At 64.0% G+C, this 16,066-nt stretch carries 20 protein-coding genes; all 20 read right to left on the bottom strand.

All coding sequences use genetic code 11. The annotated features are described in order from the left end of the window. Positions 1 to 3: 3 nt before the first annotated feature. The 20 genes from OHZ10_RS08145 to OHZ10_RS08050 all read right to left on the bottom strand — a co-directional run bounded on the left by OHZ10_RS08145 (position 4) and on the right by OHZ10_RS08050 (position 15,985). Positions 4 to 1,326, bottom strand: a complete 1,323-nt coding sequence (locus OHZ10_RS08145) for a hypothetical protein (RefSeq protein WP_342704275.1) — start codon at positions 1,324 to 1,326, stop codon at positions 4 to 6. A gap of 18 nt (positions 1,327 to 1,344) precedes the next feature. Next, complete coding sequence (locus OHZ10_RS08140; protein ID WP_342704274.1) at positions 1,345 to 1,653, bottom strand: hypothetical protein; 309 nt, start codon at positions 1,651 to 1,653, stop codon at positions 1,345 to 1,347. A 5-nt stretch (positions 1,654 to 1,658) separates the two neighbouring features. Then, the gene (locus OHZ10_RS08135; protein ID WP_342704272.1) at positions 1,659 to 2,618 is read right to left on the bottom strand and encodes a hypothetical protein; all 960 of its coding nucleotides are present in this window, start codon (positions 2,616 to 2,618) and stop codon (positions 1,659 to 1,661) included. Further along, a complete protein-coding gene (locus tag OHZ10_RS08130; RefSeq protein WP_342704271.1) occupies positions 2,602 to 3,048 on the bottom strand; it encodes a hypothetical protein in 447 nt (148 codons plus the stop codon). The genes OHZ10_RS08135 and OHZ10_RS08130 overlap by 17 nt, the downstream gene beginning before the upstream one ends. Next, positions 3,048 to 3,506 (bottom strand): hypothetical protein, encoded by a 459-nt coding sequence (locus OHZ10_RS08125; RefSeq protein WP_342704270.1) that lies wholly within the window; start codon positions 3,504 to 3,506, stop codon positions 3,048 to 3,050. The genes OHZ10_RS08130 and OHZ10_RS08125 overlap by 1 nt, the downstream gene beginning before the upstream one ends. Before the next feature lies 1 nt (position 3,507). Then, positions 3,508 to 4,026 carry a hypothetical protein gene (locus tag OHZ10_RS08120; RefSeq protein ID WP_342704269.1) on the bottom strand — a complete coding sequence of 173 codons (519 nt, stop codon included), beginning with the start codon at positions 4,024 to 4,026 and terminating at the stop codon, positions 3,508 to 3,510. Between the two features lie 79 nt (positions 4,027 to 4,105). Continuing rightward, the gene (locus OHZ10_RS08115) at positions 4,106 to 5,131 is read right to left on the bottom strand and encodes a DUF2184 domain-containing protein (protein ID WP_342704267.1); all 1,026 of its coding nucleotides are present in this window, start codon (positions 5,129 to 5,131) and stop codon (positions 4,106 to 4,108) included. 12 nt (positions 5,132 to 5,143) lie between these two features. Beyond that, complete coding sequence (locus OHZ10_RS08110) at positions 5,144 to 5,740, bottom strand: hypothetical protein (RefSeq protein WP_342704265.1); 597 nt, start codon at positions 5,738 to 5,740, stop codon at positions 5,144 to 5,146. A 3-nt stretch (positions 5,741 to 5,743) separates the two neighbouring features. Further along, on the bottom strand, positions 5,744 to 7,579 hold the full coding sequence (locus OHZ10_RS08105; RefSeq protein WP_342704387.1) for an NUDIX domain-containing protein: 1,836 nt from the start codon (positions 7,577 to 7,579) through the stop codon (positions 5,744 to 5,746). A 34-nt stretch (positions 7,580 to 7,613) separates the two neighbouring features. Then, a complete protein-coding gene (locus OHZ10_RS08100; RefSeq protein ID WP_342704263.1) occupies positions 7,614 to 8,450 on the bottom strand; it encodes a hypothetical protein in 837 nt (278 codons plus the stop codon). Between the two features lie 3 nt (positions 8,451 to 8,453). Next, the gene (locus tag OHZ10_RS08095) at positions 8,454 to 9,911 is read right to left on the bottom strand and encodes an anti-CBASS protein Acb1 family protein (protein ID WP_342704262.1); all 1,458 of its coding nucleotides are present in this window, start codon (positions 9,909 to 9,911) and stop codon (positions 8,454 to 8,456) included. Beyond that, on the bottom strand, positions 9,912 to 11,270 hold the full coding sequence (locus OHZ10_RS08090) for a hypothetical protein (RefSeq protein WP_342704261.1): 1,359 nt from the start codon (positions 11,268 to 11,270) through the stop codon (positions 9,912 to 9,914). Beyond that, a complete protein-coding gene (locus OHZ10_RS08085; RefSeq protein ID WP_342704260.1) occupies positions 11,225 to 11,899 on the bottom strand; it encodes a hypothetical protein in 675 nt (224 codons plus the stop codon). The genes OHZ10_RS08090 and OHZ10_RS08085 overlap by 46 nt, the downstream gene beginning before the upstream one ends. A 451-nt stretch (positions 11,900 to 12,350) precedes the next feature. After that, positions 12,351 to 12,770 (bottom strand): hypothetical protein, encoded by a 420-nt coding sequence (locus OHZ10_RS08080; protein WP_342704258.1) that lies wholly within the window; start codon positions 12,768 to 12,770, stop codon positions 12,351 to 12,353. After that, a complete protein-coding gene (locus OHZ10_RS08075; protein ID WP_342704257.1) occupies positions 12,767 to 13,348 on the bottom strand; it encodes a recombination protein NinG in 582 nt (193 codons plus the stop codon). The genes OHZ10_RS08080 and OHZ10_RS08075 overlap by 4 nt, the downstream gene beginning before the upstream one ends. Then, complete coding sequence (locus tag OHZ10_RS08070) at positions 13,348 to 13,761, bottom strand: recombination protein NinB (RefSeq protein WP_342704256.1); 414 nt, start codon at positions 13,759 to 13,761, stop codon at positions 13,348 to 13,350. The genes OHZ10_RS08075 and OHZ10_RS08070 overlap by 1 nt, the downstream gene beginning before the upstream one ends. After that, positions 13,758 to 14,297: a hypothetical protein gene (locus OHZ10_RS08065; protein WP_342704254.1), complete on the bottom strand. Its 540-nt coding sequence runs from the start codon at positions 14,295 to 14,297 to the stop codon at positions 13,758 to 13,760. Before OHZ10_RS08065 ends, OHZ10_RS08070 begins: the two co-directional genes overlap by 4 nt. Next, entirely contained in the window at positions 14,294 to 14,920 is a 627-nt protein-coding gene (locus OHZ10_RS08060) for a hypothetical protein (protein ID WP_342704253.1), read from the bottom strand. Before OHZ10_RS08060 ends, OHZ10_RS08065 begins: the two co-directional genes overlap by 4 nt. After that, the gene (locus OHZ10_RS08055) at positions 14,880 to 15,830 is read right to left on the bottom strand and encodes a hypothetical protein (RefSeq protein ID WP_342704251.1); all 951 of its coding nucleotides are present in this window, start codon (positions 15,828 to 15,830) and stop codon (positions 14,880 to 14,882) included. The genes OHZ10_RS08060 and OHZ10_RS08055 overlap by 41 nt, the downstream gene beginning before the upstream one ends. Beyond that, positions 15,827 to 15,985, bottom strand: a complete 159-nt coding sequence (locus OHZ10_RS08050) for a hypothetical protein (protein ID WP_342704249.1) — start codon at positions 15,983 to 15,985, stop codon at positions 15,827 to 15,829. Before OHZ10_RS08050 ends, OHZ10_RS08055 begins: the two co-directional genes overlap by 4 nt. Positions 15,986 to 16,066: the final 81 nt, after the last annotated feature.

Here is a 16,066-nt window from a genome sequence, read left to right as displayed (position 1 = left end):
TCCTTAGAACTGCACTGCGTCGATGTTGAAGGTCACGGTCAGGAAACCGTTCTGGCCGACGACCGTCGCGGCGAGGCCGTTGTAGATACCGGCTGCGTAATCGCCCGGGTTCTGCGTCGTGTACGTCTGGAAATCGGTCGCGGTGATCGATACCGATTGCGCGCAGCCGAAGGTGACGGCGCTCGAGCCCGCGCCTTCGGCAACAGACTCCACCGTGTTGATACCGGGCTGGTCATAAAGCAGCGGCGGATTGCTGTTCGAGCCGTTGATGATCGCGGCTGCGATACGCTGCTTCGATTGAATCTGAAACCAGTCAATCCCGTACCACCAGCTCGCCTGGTCGCCGCTCATCAGCGTGCCCTTGAATACGCACGCCGTCGAAATGCCGCCTTCGGCGCCCGTCAGCACGATGTTCCCGTACCCGCTCAGGATCGACGTGATCTGCGCGTTGTATCCCTGCGCCGGCCACGGCGTGACGCCGTACAGATAGCGATAAGCCATCGGCGCCAGCTTGTTCGACGCGCCGGGCTGGTTGACCAGCCACTGGTAGAAGAACGCGGCCGCCGTAAACTCCGTCGACGGCGCGAGCGGGCTCGGCACCACCGCGAACACCGACTTCAGCGTCGAGTAGTTCGCGAGGTTCGTCGAGCTCGTCGTGACGAAGAAATACGTTTTGCTGGTCGGTGACGAGTACAGGCCGGCGAGGATGTTCAGTGCCGAGGCGAGGTTCGACGTTGCGACCGCGCCCGTTCCACCTCCGCCCGAGAACGAGACGGTCGGCGCCGCCGTGTAGCCGGAACCCGGATTCGTGATCGTGATCGCGACGACCTTGCCGTTCTGCACGATGGCCGTGCCGGTCGCGGTCGCGCCCGAAGTCGGCGCGGAGAACGTAACCGAAGGTGCGGACGTGTAGCCCGACCCGCCATTCGACACGATGACGCTGCCGACCTCGTCCTTCGAGTAATCCCATGCCGCCGGCACGAGGTACGCGTAGAACACGTTCGGGTTGTTCGAGATCCACGTCGTCAGCAGGCCAATGCCTTGATCGACGCCGGTCTCGGCGCCGAGTTCGAGCACGTAGAAGCCGACGGCCGAGCCCTGGGCGAAGTGTGTCGCGGCCATGTTCGCGAGCTCGGTCGAGTTGCCGGCACCGCTCTGGATTGCCGTCAGATCGGATTGCAGGCCGATGTACTGATACGTGCCGGGTGTGAGGTTCGTGCCGCCCACCGAGACCGCCGCACCGCTGCGCTGAAGCTGCGACGGCACGGGCGCCCGGGTGACGGTGACGTTCAGATTGACGATCGTCGAGGTGATGGTCTGCGCCATGTTGGGCGGCTCCTGGGGTTATGCGTATGCGACGGAGACAGCGCCGCCGGTGCCCGGATTGATCACGATCCCGTTGGCGCACGGCCATTCCAGCGTGATCACCGAGCCCACGGCCGGATAGCCGCTTGCATACTGAACGATCGCGTTGGCCGTTGCGGCCGCGCCGGTCGTGGTAGCGTCATACGCGCCGAACGTGCCGCCCGTCGCAACGGCGAGCACCGTGATGCGCACGAGCGTGCCGGGAGAATTCTTGACGACGGTTGCGGCGCTGACGTCGAGCGCCGACAACGCGCCACCCGGGCGCGGGACGATGGGGTTCTGGGGCATTTCGATTACTCCTGGATGGTGGTGGTGATGCTGGCCGACAGGATCAGCCGCCGCGCGATCGCGTCAGCGGTTCCCTGGTAGTACGACGCGAGGATCGTCAGGGTCTTCTTCATCGCGAGCGCAGCGATCTCAACCTGCGTGCGCTTCTCGTCGCGAATCGCCGGCGAATTGCAGAAACCGAAATCGTCGGTGTTCAGCGAGTAGTCGATCAGCGCCGCGTAGAACTGGATCGCGCGCTGATTCGTGAATCCATAGAACGTGAGCCGCACGGTGTCGCGCATGAGCTGCGCGCTCGTCATCTGCTGCAGCGCCGTCGGCGGCGTCGGCGCGCCCGGCCACGCGTACGTCGGGAACGCCTGCAGCGCGGTCGTCTCGCCCGGCTCGATGTGCGCCGTCACATACGGCGGCTCGACGTTGTCCGGCACGAGGAACGACGGGTACACCGGCGCGCCGGCGAGGCTCGTCAGCGCCAGCCAGATTGGCAGGCTGTTCGAGACGATCGGCTCGACCGGCAGATCGGCTGCGCTCGCGACGAGCTGCGAAGCCAGCGCCGGATACACCGCGAAGCCGCGGTAGTGCCACAGGCCGGCTTGCTGGTAGTTCAGTCCGGTCTCGGCGAACGCGACCTGCAGCGTCGCACCGTCGACCTGCCACGTGCCGATCCACATCGTGCCCGGCGAAATCGTGTTGAGCTGCGCAATTTCCTGCTCGGCCGTGAACAGCAGCTTATTCGCAGCGATCGTCTGGTCTTCGTCCTGCCGGCGATCGGTCAGGATGTGCAGAGAACCGCTGAACTGCTGCGCGGTGCCGGCCGCCACCCAGAAGACGTAGCCGTCCGTGGGAAGCGTCGATTTCGTGTACTGCTGGAACGTGACAGTCTGGTTGCGCGAGAGCTGCTCGACGCCGGCCTCGAGCGCCGCGGCGAGATCGCCCGGCGCGGCCGCCGCTTCATCGATCAGACCCATTGGTTATCCATGCACGAAACGATGCCTGGTACAGGCCCGTGTCAACGAACTCCGCGCGCGCGGGGTTTTCCGCTGCGTACGGCCGCTTCTTCCGGTGGTTCACGCCTTCGTCGGCAGCCGCGATCGCCTGTCCGCTGGTGCCCTTCCATTCGCGCGCATCGAGGAAGTCGCGGAATAGCTCGCCAATCTTCCCAGTCGACACGTCCAGCGCCAGCCCGCGCACCGGCTTGCCTTGCGCAAGGCTCTCGATCTCGCCTGCCACCTCGTTCGCCAGAAGCTCGCCGATTTCTTCCTCGTACATTTCGAGGAAGATGCGCATCACGTGATACTCGTCCTCGATGAACGTCGCGACGTCGCCGGTCGTGACGCCCGGCTTCGCGCCGGCGCCGGTGTAGGCAACGTCGATGACGCCGAGGTGAAGCGTGAGCATCAGGAGACCCCGACGATGTCCGGTCCGAACTGCTGCGCGTAGGCGAGGTATTCCCTTCCCCACGGCGTCTTCAGAAGGTCAAGATCCTGCATCGTCAGGTTCTTCATGAAATCCGGCACGACGAGCGAATTCGACGTGCCGTTGTCGGCCGACGACTGCACGACGCCCGCTACGAACGCCATCATTTTGAAGTTCGTGCGCTGCGTCGTGAAGAACGTAGATGGCGGAATGTCCTGCGCGACCTTCAGCAGCCGGTGCATGCCGAGGTTGTACACGGCGAGCACGTAGACGATCGCCGGGAGGTCACACGGCGGCGACAACGCAAGGTTGACCGCCATCGTGTACGCCCACTGCAGATATTGCGAGTTCGTCGGCAGGTCGGCCTGAGGCACGCCCTGGTTGTAGACGAACGTCGTGAAGTCCGCGAGATTCGGCTGGGTCGGGTCGACGAAGGACATTTCAGACCGGAAGCTTGGTGTCGGTGCGGCCGTCCGGCGTCACCGACAACGAGAAGTTCACTTCGTCACCGGTCGGCTTCTGGCCGGGCGGGACGTCCTGCTTCACTTCGACCGAGGTCACGCTCGCCATGCGTCGGCCCTTGCCGCCGCCCTTCTTGTCGCGCGTGGCACTGTCGAAGGCGAGCGCGCTGCGCGTCGCTTCCTGCGCGGAGCGATGCTCTTGCGTGTCGACGAGCTGATCGTGCGCGGTGACGATGTGCGTCTCCGTGACGGGCTTGCCGACGCGGTAGAGGTAGCCCGAGAACTCGCTGATCTTGCCGTTCACCTGCGAAGCGTCGACGAACCCGAATTGCTCGAGGTGTCGCACCAGCGCCTCGATGACGGCACCCGACGCGCCGCGCGCGATCTCGCGCTGCTGGCCCGACGGGATATGCACGACCTGCGCCTTGCCGGCATGTTCGGGCGAGCGGAAGTGGTGATCGAGATGCTGCTTCGTGCAGTTGGCGATGAAAATCGACATGTCGTCCTCGGGAAAAAGAAAGGGGCACCGCGCAGGTGCCCCTTCAGGGTGGTGATACAGACTCTTGCTACGGTGCTGCTTAGTGCGGCATCGACAGGATCGTGATGCCCTCGGGGCGAACGCCCCAGCCGGACGTCACGCGCAGCTCCTGCACTTCGGTGATACCACCATCCGGGATCGGCGTCGGGATCTTGATCGGCGCCGCGGCGTCCGCGTACATCAGGTTCACCGCCTTCATGTTCGGCGTGATGTCCGCCGCCACGTTGGTATTGATGCCCGGAATGTCCGGCTTCTCGATCTCGGGGATCGTGAGGATCACCGCGTCCGAGCCGCCCGCACCCTTGCCTTGCAGCGTGTCGTCGAAGAACCATTCGATCTCGTCGCCCATTTCCTCGACGATGTTCTGAATGACCTGGCCGACCGTGGCCGTACCGGCGCCGGGCCGCTGATACTGCACGACCTGCACAATCGAGCTGTACATCAGCGGATAGAAGATGCGCTGCGGGCTGATGATGCGGATCTTGTTCTTGATCGTCCCGCCCGACTGGAACATGCGCATCTTGAGACCGACGATCTGCGTCAGAACCCACTCGGCCATCTCGCCGTTGTCGTAGTTTGTCACCGTCGTGTTGCCGTAGCTGTCCGGCGGCAGCGTCACGGCGGTGGCGCCGACGGTGTTCAGCAGGCCCTCGCCGTTCGCCGGATTGAAGCCGTACAGCAGGCCCGTGCGCATCTGCTGGAAGATACCCTGACGCTGCGCGAGATCCTGCGCGGCCGGCAGGCCGATCGAGTACGCAGCCGCGGCAGCCGTGTCGTGGTGATCCCACATCGCGCGCGTGCGGATCAGGTACGTGGCCGTCGAGTAGTACGTGGCGGTCAGCGTCGCCGACGGCAGCAGGTTCGGTGCGCCCTGCGATGCCTGCGTTTCGGTGCGCAGGTCGAGCGCGTTGATGTAGACGAACAGGTCTTCGCTGCCGATCTTCACGCGCGGCTTGCCGCCCGGAAGCGCATTGAAGGCGCCGGATGCCTGCGCATAGGTGACGATCAGCTCGGGCTCCGAGAAGCTCGGCGCGACCTTTGCCTGGGCCGGAAAGTAATTTGCCATGTCGGAAACCCCTTAGATCTGGATGATCGCTGCAGCACCCTGGGTCCAGGTGAGCGCACCGGTCCCCGAGTTGTAGCTGACGATCTTGCTGTTGGTGTTGACGGACAGCACCTTGCACGGAAGTGCGCCGGCGCCCGAGCTGTATGCGACCAGCTTCTGGTTCGTGAAGTCCCACGAGACCTGTTGGTTGATCGCGCCAGTGTCCAGGTTGCCGGCCAGCGTCGCATCGCACTGCACCGCGATGCGCGCATTCGAGCCGAGACGATAGAACATCGCCGTCATGCCCGCGCTGAGCTGCGGCACGTTGTTGCCCGGCGTCAGGATCGCGTTGTACGACCGGTTGATGACGGTGAAGCCCGTCACACCGGCGTTGTTCGCGGCGATCACCAGCGAGTTGCCGAGGCCGTTCTGGTTCGGCGCGGCGACGTTCTCGGTGACGGCCATGCCGCCCCAGATCGGCTGCGTAACCGACGCAGCGATAATCGCGCTCGCGAGCCACATGTTCGACGACGGATCGTCCATGACGGCGCCCTGGACATAGCCTTCCGTATCGACGCGGAAGGTGCCAGTCGGCGAGCTCGTCACCATCGGGTTGAACGAAATCGACATGGCTTATGCCCCCTTGGCTTGGCGGTTGAGCTTGCAGACGACGCCGGGTGCAGTGAAGTGCTGCATCCAGGAAGCAATGTCGCCCGTGAAGCGGGTGATCTGACGGCCCGCTTCGTCACGCGAGACGATCGGGATGAGGCGCCCGGCCGGAGCCGATGCCGGATTGCGCGCCGCGACTTGCGCATCGGCGTAGATCTTGTCCTCGATCACCTTGAACGAGGCACCGTCGAGCGCGTCGAGCTTGACGCCCTTCATGTCGGCGCTGTGCGGCGCGAGCTTCGAGGCGAGGCGGCGACGGTAGTCGATCGGGCTTTCGCCATGCAGCGGCACTGCAGCCGATTGGCCGAACATCTGCATCACCGAATCGGCGCGCATCTGCGCGCTGGCCAATGCGTCACGGTCTTCGATCGACAGCGGCTTCGTCAGCGTGGTCAGCGTTCCGTCCATGCGCTTGATTTGCGCGCGCAGGTCGGCGTTTTCGGTCTCGAGGCGACGTTGCGAGTCAGCACGCGCTGCGGAATCGGCGCGCTCCTTCTCTTCCCTCTCTTCCTTCTCGCGCTTTTCCTTCTCTTCCGACGTTTCCGCCGAATCGGCGCGACGTTCGGCGGCACCGGCAGCCTCGGCTTCGGCCAGCGCGCGCGCGGCGGCTTCCTCGTCCTCGTGCTCGGCTGCGCCCGCTGCCGCAGCGGCAGTCGGATCAGCGGCATCCGCTGCGAGCGGCTTCGCTGGCATCTGGTCGCCGCCCTTGTTCTCGATGGCGTCCATACGCGAGCAGACGCTGTCCAGGCGCTTCGTCAGCGCATCGGCCCATGCCGGGGCCTGTTCTTCCATACCATCCATTTCAGGATCTCCTGTGTTGACTCCGCTGGGCTCGCCGCCTTTGTCCCACACGCCCTCTTCGCAGATTGCGAGGTGGTCGAGATAGGACGGCTTGCCTTCAATGAGGACCGATTTACCGTCGATCTCGACGGCTTCGGCTGAGCCCGCGTCGCGGAAGATCACCGCGGGACTGGTCGACGCGTGCGACGTCGGCATCAGCCGGGCCGCGTCGTCGTCGAATACTTTCGCGACGCCGCGCACTTCCGTGTCGGTCAGGTACGGCAGGAAGATCGTGCCGATCGACCGGTCGCGGTACTCGTCGCTGTTGAGGATCGTTTTCTTCGGGTGTTCGAAGATCACTGGCAGCCCGTTGCACCGCTGCCGGAATTCCTCGGTCAGGAAGTTCTCGGGCGGTCGATACACGAACTCGTCGTGCTCGGTGCGGTAGCTGGTGCCGGTTCCGGTGATGCGCAGGTCGAACAGCCAGACGTTCTCGTATCGCTGCGGCGACAGCAACTCGCCGGCCGCCATGCGCTTCGCGATGTCCAGCTCGTTGCCGGTCAGCAGCTCGATCGTCTGCGCGACTGCCGGATGCATCTTCTCGGGCAGGCTGCCGGGCGCGACCCACTGCCATGCCGTGTGCTCGTCGTTCAGGACGGCCTTGAACGGCTCGGGAACGTTCTGCAGGAAGCAGGTGTACTCGCCCGCGCCTCCGGGAATTGCGTTGCGCCGCGCGGCCCAGCGCATCCCTTCCGGGCACCCGCCGATTTCCTCGACCGTCTCGCGCACCGCGGCTTGCTCGGGCGTTTCGTCGCCCTCGGCATGGCCGCCAGGCTGTTCCCATTCGCCGGTGTCGCTGCGCTGCACGAGCAGGAACAGCGGGCCCGGCGCGCGGAATAGGATGCCGGCGCATTCGGCGGACGTCTGCGCGTCCGCGCGCGCCGTATCGGCGTTCACGAACTCTTCACCGACCGCCTTCGGAATGCCGAGCGTGCTGTGGCCGTGCGCCGCGGCTTCCATCGCGCGGTGCTGCTTCTCGCTCACAGTCGGCATTTCAGGGTTTCCGGATTCGGGTTTCTTCAAGCGCGCGCCGGCCCTTCTCGGTCAGCATCTCGGGCGGCAGGTCGCGCAGGTTGTTCACGTACACGCCGTAGCAGCGGCAGAAAGGTTCCTCGGCCGGCTGCGTGATCTCGTCGAGGTAGCCGTCGCCTTTCGTGATCAGCCCCTGCTGAAGCGCCCACGAGCCGCGCACGACGTAGAAGCGCTTGTCGCGCTCCTTGTGGTCGGGCCGATAGTCGTAACCGGCTTGGCGCCAGTGCGATCGCCACATCATCGCGATCGCCTGCGTCTGCTCGGCGATGACCGCGTTGATCGACGACATGAGCTTGTGCCCCTGATCAATCGAGACGCGGCGTTCCTCGTAGCGCAGTTGCCGGATCGGCTTGGCGATGCTCTCGCGCACGTCAGCCTTTTCGACTGCGCGCGAGCCGCCGGCGGGCACCGACGACACCCAGCCGGCGAGACGCTGCAGCGATTGCTCGACTGCGCGCTCGCGGTTCAGCTTGATCAGATCGACGCTCGCGCGCACGCGCTTGTCGAGCTCGGGGCGCAGCGACGGCGTGATCCGCTCGATCGTGAAACGCGGCACGCCCGGGTGATACCGCAGCGCGCCGGTCTTCGATAGCGTGCGGTGGAACACCGCATCCATCGCGCTCTGCATCCGGTTGCGCATCTCGGCGTCGGTCGGCAGATCGGCCATTGCGGCGAATCGCAGCCGGCGCAGCCATTCCTGCAGACGAGCCGGGTCGTCATAACCGTATTCGGAGATGTCGCGGATGGCCTCGGTCAGCACGTCGTGGAACGTGCGGTTGATTGCGGGACGGACGCTCATCGCCTACTCGTGCGACGATTCGACGATCGGGTGCGGCTCGGCCATCGGTTGCGGCGGCACGTAGCTGGCGATCGCGTCATAATCCAGCTCAAGCGGCATCGAGAACATCAGCTTCCGCTCGTTCAGAATCTCCGCCAGCCAGCACGCGGCCTTCGCCTTGTTCTCAGGATCCAACAGCGGCGCGAGCACTTCGACCGCTGCGATTGCCGCCTTCGTGATGGTGTCGTCGACCTTGATGCGCTCGCTGTCGGGTTCGACCAGCAGATTCGGCCAGGTAGCGGTGAAAGCATTTTTCCACTCGTAGAAGGCCGTTTCGTAGGGCATCTGGCCATACAGGCTCGGATGCTTGCGCTGCATCGACGCGTAGAACTCGGGGCTCCATGCGCGGCGCATCACGATCGGATCGAGGAAGTCGTAGGCCGGCCCCATTTCGATCCGCACGCGGTCGATGAAGCGGGCGATCAGCTTTGCGTCCTCGGTGCCCTCGCCGAACCCTTCGGTCAGCGTTTCCTGGTTCAGCATCACGGCCGGCATCTTCGCCGACGTCGCGATGTCCTTCTTCACGTTGTTCAGCGCGAACTCGGCGGCATCGCGGATGTTCTTCAGGTCGATCGACTCGATGCTTTCCTCGAGGCCGATCGACATCACGTTGCCGGTCTTCGCACCCTTCAGCATGCGGCGCTTCAGGCTACCCCAGGCGAGCGCGACCTTATCGAGCACTGCGCCCGGCGACTTCATCTTGTAGACGAGCAGGCCGGCCTTCTCGATGATCGCATTGTTCGTGATCATCGCCTGCACGTACGACTTCATCGGGTACAGCGCGCGCTGGTAGACCGAACGGCCGACGAAGCCGAATGCGCTGTTCGTCCACTCGATGTAGATCGGCGCCTCGTTCAGCGCGATCACCGCGCGCGACGGATGGTAGTCGTGGTTCGCTACCTTCAGGAACTGCGGCTTCTGGAAGTCAGGCGCGTTCGGGTTCTGGTTCAGCACCAGCGAGCCGGCCGTATTCAGCGGGTCAAGGATGTTGAAGTACAGATCGAGCTCGTGCATGCGTTCGACCGGCAGCGGCTCGTCCGTCGGAAAATCGCGCGCGCCGACGATCAGCGATGCGATCCCATAGACACGCTTGAGCGTCATGAAGCTCTTGATGATCTCGTCGGCACCCACGCCACCGAGCTTCTTCCATTCCTTGCGGAAGGCGGCAACGAGATCGTCCTCGGGCGCGCCGGGGATCGTGATCTCGCGTTCCTGCGACAGCGCTTCCTCGTAGGGCGCCTCGGCCATCTTCGCGCCCAGCGGGTGGTAGCTGTAGATGACCTTGCACATCTCGTACGACGGCGGCGAACCGGGCTGCAGATCATCAGCGCCAAGCAGCCGCATCAACTCGGCGGACATCGCCGTGCCGACGTTCAGACTCGCTTGCGAGCCCTCGTCAGCATCGCCGTAGAAACCGCCCATTCAATAGCCCTCAGAATCGCCGAGGCTGATCGCCACGCCGTAGGTAAAGGTGTCCAGCAAGTCCATGTGGTGCGGCGTTTTCGTGCCGAGGCGAAAGCCGCAGATTTGCGACAGAAAGTGATTGCGCGTCTGCGCCTTGTATGTCACGACTTTGTCGTATGCATGGCGGCTCATCTTCACTTTGCCGCCGAACACATGGCCGCTCACGTTCAATGCGCGGCCTTCCTTGCCGAGCGCGACGAGTCTGCCGTCGATCGGGTATGCGGCAATCCCACGGCGCGCAGCCTGCTGCAGCAGCACGATTCCGCTGGCCTTGTCCTCGATCCACATGCCGATACTGCCCTCGCGGGCTTGCGTGGCTGCGGCCAATTGCTCAAGACGAACAGCTACGCTCGGCAGCCAGGCGTCGAGCAGCGCACCCTCAATCTGAAGCACATCCCAATCGAGGATCGTCAGGGGGGTGCCGGTAATTTTGTTGCGCGCGAAATACGTAACCGCTGTGCCGTCATGTTGCAGGCCATCTTTCAACGCAGTATCGACAACAGCGAAAACCTGATCGCAGCGGCTCGGATATTCCGGCGCAGCGCCTTCGATCAACAGCGAATATTCGGGGAAGAAGCTGTCACCCGCGCTCGCATCCCAGTCACCGTCAAGCCACGCCTTCACGAGCCACGGCGGCCCGGATGACTTCAGTCGCTCTACATAGTTCGGATCGGCGTCAAGCAACATCTGATTGTCGGTGACGCGCGACGGGATGAATACGCGCCAGCAATTCCGCTCTTTGTCGAAGAACGGTGTCATCGGGGGCGCCGGCATCACGTAGCGCTCTTTGAGCCACTGATGCCCGGGTCCACCGGGGTTCGCTGTCGAGCGCATGACACATGGGACGCCATATGGCGATCTCAGCGTTGCGCGCAGCTTGTCTATCGGATCCGGGCTCGACCAAGTCCCTGATTCGTCAACGCCGATCCAGGTGTACTGGTGCCCCTGATAGTTATCGGCATCCTCATCCCGCTCGAGGAATCGCATCTTCAGACGCGATCCGCACGGCATGATCCACGTGCGAATACCTGCCAACCATGAAGCGCCGAGACCCGGATAGATGGCCTTCGACCGCTGGATGATTTCCTCAAGCTGCGGCGTCGTACGCCGCACGATCAAGCCGCTCGCATAGCCGTTGCTGCGGCCGGCGTGCGCCGCCCAGTCGCCGAGCAGCGCATCGGATTTTCCGCCCCCACGCGCGCCGCCAAAGAGAACGTCTTCGACAGGGCATGACAGCAGCAGAGTTTGCGGGCCCGGTTGTGGGCGCCAGATTATCCGACCGGCTTGGTTGGCTGCGACTGAGCTTTGCGCGTCCATTCTTCCATGCTGGCCGCGACGGCCGGAGTGACGATATATCCGGGAGCGGTGCCACCAGCACCAGGATCAGTAAGCGCCGCTTCGCCGATACCATAGGCGTCGCGCTCGAGCCCGATCAGATTCTTCAGCGTCTCGGACAGCTTTTTCATTCCATCGACACGGCCAGGCAGCGAAATGACCTTCTGGTACATGTCGTTCAGCTTGTCCAAGCCCTTGTCGTCCGGATCGCGTAACAATTCTCCAAGCTGCTCGAACAGTTCGAAGTTATCGGTCTGCCCTTCGAGTTCGGCGAGTAGCCGAATCGTCAGGCCACGCGCACGGGCTATGTCGCTGCGATGTTCACCACGAACTTGCGCGATACGCGCCGCGTTGGCTTCGACGACCTCACGCTCCGTTACAGCCCGCTGGGCTGTTACTTCTGGCGTTACAGCCTGACGTGTTACAAGGTCTTCGGCCTTCGCCTTGATCTTCGCGGCAAGGTCGCGGGTCCATCCCTCTTTCTTCGCGCGGCGCGCGATGGCGACGTGATTGACGCCTTCATGGAGCGCAGCGATCTCGCGGAGAGACAGCACGCCGGCGCGGTATTCCGCCTCTATGCGCTCCCAATCGATCGGCTTCTGTTCACTCATGACAATTCTGGGTTTGCCCGCGCCTGCCGTTTTCGCGGCAGCGAGGACTGCCACCGGAACGCCACATCACGGACAGCGGCGGTTATCGCCGTGATCCGACGCACACTCACCGCTTACCGCGCCGGGCGGTCTAGCTTTGCGCCAGAAGGGGAAAAGAAAAAGCCCGCTCGAGGCGGGCGAATCGCACGGGGTGGCGCGCGATGGAGACATTGAAGAGAGCGGCCGGCGCTGATCTCCGGCTACAAGCCGCCCGTTTCCGCGGCGATGGCGCGTTCGCTCTCACGGCTGGCGACTGACGCTCCGGGGTAACGCCGGAGGTTGCGCATTTCTGCTGGCCCTGTCGGCAATCGCCATGAGTGAAAACGAAAAAACCCGCGAGGCTTTCACCTGGCGGGCTATTTTCTGCGGGCGCGACTCTCCCGCTTCATTCGCGAGAATAGTTCATCCCGCATCAGTTTACAAGCCCCTCCGCAACAAATTTCGGCCGAAGCATTGCCTTCGCCTCGTCGTAGTCCTCTTCCCGCGAGTCAGGAAACCGTGCGTTGTGCCACACCTTCGCGCCGACGTCCATGTTCTTCATGGCGACATTCACGGCGACCCGGTGCTTGATGCCGAGCTTGTGGATCAACGGCTCGACGCGCTCGCCGATGGTCTTCCGGATCTGGTAGTCGACGAGATCGTTGAGGTCGGAATGATCCATAAACTGCCGGCTGATCCGGAAATCGCGGCAGGTCGAATCCGAGCCGGCGTATGATCGGACCTCGGCAAAGCCGTTCGACCACCGGTACCAGTGATACAGGATCTCGTCGATCTCGTCGTATTGCGGAAGCGCGACGGCGGCGGCTGCGGTGAAGGTTTCGGTAGCGTTCATCGTGTTTCCGTTTGGTTGTTGGTGATTTTTCGAAGCTCGGCGCGGTAGGTCGCCTTCATCTCGAGGATTTCAGCGACGGTGAGCTTTAACGGGAGATGCGGGCCTTCGAGATGTTCGACTGCCTCGGTGCCGATCTTCAGGACCAGTCCGGCGCGGTAGGCGATCAGGTTGCCGGACAGGTGCATGTTGCACGGGCCGCATTGCTTGTTCACGTTGAGCGGATCGAAGCGGCTGGCGGGATTCGATCCGACCGATCGATAGTGGCCGGCGTCCCACTGCCCCTGCCATGTCGCCGGCCGGCCGCAGGAGATGCAGGGCAAACCGACGTCACGCGCGCGGATCCACCGGTTGAACACAGCCTGCAGTTCCCGCAGGTGCGTGCCGCGCGTCTTGGCCTTCTCCAGTGCCTCGCGAAGCGATTTGCGTTCGGCGCGCTGCGCGCGAGCCGCCTTGCGCGCCTTGTCCTTCTCGGTCAGTGCGATGGCGCAGGCCGGCGAACAGACCTTTTGCAGCGAGCGCGCGGGCGTGAAGATGAGGCCACATTCGCGGCACTTCTTCGGCTTCAGGGTGGTGCGCATCAGCAAAATTCCACCCCGAGCTCGGTGGCGGCATAGGCTTGAATCTGGTTCAGGTATGCCGAAAACTCCCCGACGCTCATCTTCGACGTCGACTTGCGGCGCAGGATGATCTCGCCATCGGGTAGCGTCAGCTCGTCCGAAATGCCGAATTTCCGCGCGAAGTATTCGTGCCAGGCATCCTTGTCGAACTGGCGTCCCTCGACCCATGCCTGCTCGGCGATCGCCTTCAACACGGCACCGAAATAGAAGCGGTTCTGCTGCTCGTTTCGTTGCTTCTCTTCGGCCGTCACGATGACGCGCAGCGGTTCGCCGCGCTCGGCGAATGACTGCGCGTTCGCGCGCACGAAGGCGACGACATGCGTCCAGATGCCGCCGTCGCGCAGGGTGAATTCGCGGTAAAGGGCGGTGCTCATGCCGCCTCCAGGCGATCGTGATCATCCCAGAGGTTGTGAATGCGACGCCCTGCCATATTTTCGGTGGGCGCATCGATAAGACCGGATGCGACTGCGAACGGATTCTTCGACCGCCGGCCGGCCTTCGTTCCCTTGGGCGTGAACGGTTTGAGTGCATCCGGCATACCGTTGGCGATACCCCATTTCGGGGCCCATTTCCCCATGTGCGCGGGCGGCTTCCACCCGGCGACACGCAACTCCGTCCGGTACATCCGCTTGAGCTCCTGAGCGCCGCCATGGCTGATTCCCAGGCGCTCGCCGATCTCCTGCGTCGTGAGCATGCCCTCCGCGTCGAGCAACTTCAGCAGCCGATCGCGGCCCGGCCGGAACTTGACGACGCCGGCGCGGGGCCGCTCAAGCCCGAGCTGACGACCCATCCTGCGCACCGATCCCGGGGTGTGCCGCGGGAACATCGCCATCAATTCCGCGCACGACGGTGCAGTGGCGTAGCATTCGCGCAAGAGGGCGATCTCCGTCGTTTTCCAATCGTTTTTCATGCTGTCACCTCCACCTCCATTTCGCCCAGCGCCGCATCGCGGATCGTCTGATATTCGCGGCGCAGTTCCGGTTGCTGGCATGCGCCTATGACCTTGAACCCAGCCGATGATGCGATCGCGTCGCGCGCGCAACGAACGACTTCGGATGGCAGCGCCGCCCCGCTGACGGACTTTCCACGCATAAGCAGCTTGAACGCCCATTCCGCCGTCGGCTCGCGGCGCAGCACGCGCTCTTGCGCGCGTCGAATCGTGCCGAGGTTCGCCTCGACCGTCGCGCGATCAGCCGGCTTCTGGTCGGTGATTTGCGGCGCCGTTGATGCCGCCTGTTCCGATCGAGCCTGCCGGCAGAACCCGACGAACTCGGGGAGCGTAGGCGGCTTCGGGAGCGCGGTCAGATTCTCGCGGCCAGCACGCATCTGATCGGCGCTGAGCTTCGCGAGCTCGACGCCCCACACGCGCTTGACCTCGGCCGTCTTCGAGCCGCGCCAGAGATCCGCGAAGCGCGCGCCGTAGAACGCGGCCATGGTCGCGAAGATCGTCTCGACCCACTTCTGCGGCACGGCCTGAACTGGCCACGCGGGGTCAGCTTCCCAGTCGTCCGGCGATAGCGTGAAGTTCGACATCAATGACCTCGGGTTCGGGTTTGTCGTGGGCGCGTTTGCGTCCGGTGAGTTCGGCGATCGTGTCGGCACGGTCGTCGTGATAGCTGCGATGCCCGTTAGCGGCCGGCGATGCGCGCGGCGGCCGGCGCACGCGCTCGATCTTCGAACGCACGAAGCTGGCATTGATCGGCCCCGGATCGTTGTCGTTGTCGCGCTCCTCGACTGCGAGCTCGTACGCTTTGCGCAGCTCGGCGGGCGTGATGGCCATGCCTGCGAGATCGATCACCTGCTGCTGGCTCGGCATGAGGTTGCGCACTGCCTTGCCACGCTCACGCTCCCATTCCCGCAGCGAAGTGGAAATCTCGGCGGCGGACAGCGTGCCGTCGCACGTGCTCACGCGCGAAGCTGCACCTACGCCGTCGTTAGAACCCTCGGGTTTAGGTTTACTTCCGGTTCCGGTTCCGGTTCCGGTGCCGTGACTCCGAGTGGAGTCCTGAGTTTGTCCCTCGCCTGTCCCGTGGGACAAATCCGGGACATCATCGGAAGGTCCGGCAGTCCTTTTCCGTTCACGCTGTCCTGCCTTCCGTGCACGCTCCTTCTCGCGCGCCGCGAGCATTTCGAGCACGCGCGTCACGATCGTGTTGTGGTACAGGCGCCCGTCGTCAGCCAGCCACCAGCCACGCATGAGCTTGTCGCGGTTCTTCACGAAGACGGTCGTCTTCATGCCGATGCGCGCGGCGATCAGTTCGTCGTTTGCGGGAAGCGAGCCGCACGGCTCCTGCTGCCAGGCGGTCGACCAGAGCATCAGCAGCCACGGCCGCAGGTCGGCCGGCGTGAGGGCCCAGGTATCGGATCGCTCGATGCGTTCGAGATCGAGCTCGAAGCGCCAGCCCTTCGCGCGCGTATCCGGCGGGTATGGGATTGCAGTCACTGCGCCTCCGCGGCGCCACGTTGAGCGAGCAGGATCAGCAGCCGGGCCATCATCGCGGCCGCGGCCTGCTGGTTGCTCAGCGTGGAAACGAGTTGAATCGCGTCGCGCACTTTCTGCGCGTCGGATTCGGTGAGAGGATTCGGGATCGCGGGCATGCCTATTTGCGCATCAGCCAACGAAGCAGCAGCACGAGCGCGACGACGAGGCCGAGCCATGCGACGGTCGCGATTTGCAGG

Source organism: Burkholderia arboris (genome assembly GCF_038723655.1).
GTDB lineage: Bacteria > Pseudomonadota > Gammaproteobacteria > Burkholderiales > Burkholderiaceae > Burkholderia > Burkholderia arboris.
Note: the sequence above shows the minus strand (reverse complement) of the source record. Positions and strands in the feature narration are given on the sequence as shown.

What these genes read in the sequence shown, in the direction of transcription:
- OHZ10_RS08145 (WP_342704275.1), bottom strand. Translation starts at nt 1,326, where the DNA reads ATGGCGCAGACCATCACCTCGACGATCGTCAATCTGAACGTCACCGTC.
- OHZ10_RS08140 (WP_342704274.1), bottom strand. Translation starts at nt 1,653, where the DNA reads ATGCCCCAGAACCCCATCGTCCCGCGCCCGGGTGGCGCGTTGTCGGCG.
- OHZ10_RS08135 (WP_342704272.1), bottom strand. Translation starts at nt 2,618, where the DNA reads ATGGGTCTGATCGATGAAGCGGCGGCCGCGCCGGGCGATCTCGCCGCG.
- OHZ10_RS08130 (WP_342704271.1), bottom strand. Translation starts at nt 3,048, where the DNA reads ATGCTCACGCTTCACCTCGGCGTCATCGACGTTGCCTACACCGGCGCC.
- OHZ10_RS08125 (WP_342704270.1), bottom strand. Translation starts at nt 3,506, where the DNA reads ATGTCCTTCGTCGACCCGACCCAGCCGAATCTCGCGGACTTCACGACG.
- OHZ10_RS08120 (WP_342704269.1), bottom strand. Translation starts at nt 4,026, where the DNA reads ATGTCGATTTTCATCGCCAACTGCACGAAGCAGCATCTCGATCACCAC.
- OHZ10_RS08115 (WP_342704267.1), bottom strand. Translation starts at nt 5,131, where the DNA reads ATGGCAAATTACTTTCCGGCCCAGGCAAAGGTCGCGCCGAGCTTCTCG.
- OHZ10_RS08110 (WP_342704265.1), bottom strand. Translation starts at nt 5,740, where the DNA reads ATGTCGATTTCGTTCAACCCGATGGTGACGAGCTCGCCGACTGGCACC.
- OHZ10_RS08105 (WP_342704387.1), bottom strand. Translation starts at nt 7,579, where the DNA reads ATGGAAGCCGCGGCGCACGGCCACAGCACGCTCGGCATTCCGAAGGCG.
- OHZ10_RS08100 (WP_342704263.1), bottom strand. Translation starts at nt 8,450, where the DNA reads ATGAGCGTCCGTCCCGCAATCAACCGCACGTTCCACGACGTGCTGACC.
- OHZ10_RS08095 (WP_342704262.1), bottom strand. Translation starts at nt 9,911, where the DNA reads ATGGGCGGTTTCTACGGCGATGCTGACGAGGGCTCGCAAGCGAGTCTG.
- OHZ10_RS08090 (WP_342704261.1), bottom strand. Translation starts at nt 11,270, where the DNA reads ATGGACGCGCAAAGCTCAGTCGCAGCCAACCAAGCCGGTCGGATAATC.
- OHZ10_RS08085 (WP_342704260.1), bottom strand. Translation starts at nt 11,899, where the DNA reads ATGAGTGAACAGAAGCCGATCGATTGGGAGCGCATAGAGGCGGAATAC.
- OHZ10_RS08080 (WP_342704258.1), bottom strand. Translation starts at nt 12,770, where the DNA reads ATGAACGCTACCGAAACCTTCACCGCAGCCGCCGCCGTCGCGCTTCCG.
- OHZ10_RS08075 (WP_342704257.1), bottom strand. Translation starts at nt 13,348, where the DNA reads ATGCGCACCACCCTGAAGCCGAAGAAGTGCCGCGAATGTGGCCTCATC.
- OHZ10_RS08070 (WP_342704256.1), bottom strand. Translation starts at nt 13,761, where the DNA reads ATGAGCACCGCCCTTTACCGCGAATTCACCCTGCGCGACGGCGGCATC.
- OHZ10_RS08065 (WP_342704254.1), bottom strand. Translation starts at nt 14,297, where the DNA reads ATGAAAAACGATTGGAAAACGACGGAGATCGCCCTCTTGCGCGAATGC.
- OHZ10_RS08060 (WP_342704253.1), bottom strand. Translation starts at nt 14,920, where the DNA reads ATGTCGAACTTCACGCTATCGCCGGACGACTGGGAAGCTGACCCCGCG.
- OHZ10_RS08050 (WP_342704249.1), bottom strand. Translation starts at nt 15,985, where the DNA reads ATGCCCGCGATCCCGAATCCTCTCACCGAATCCGACGCGCAGAAAGTG.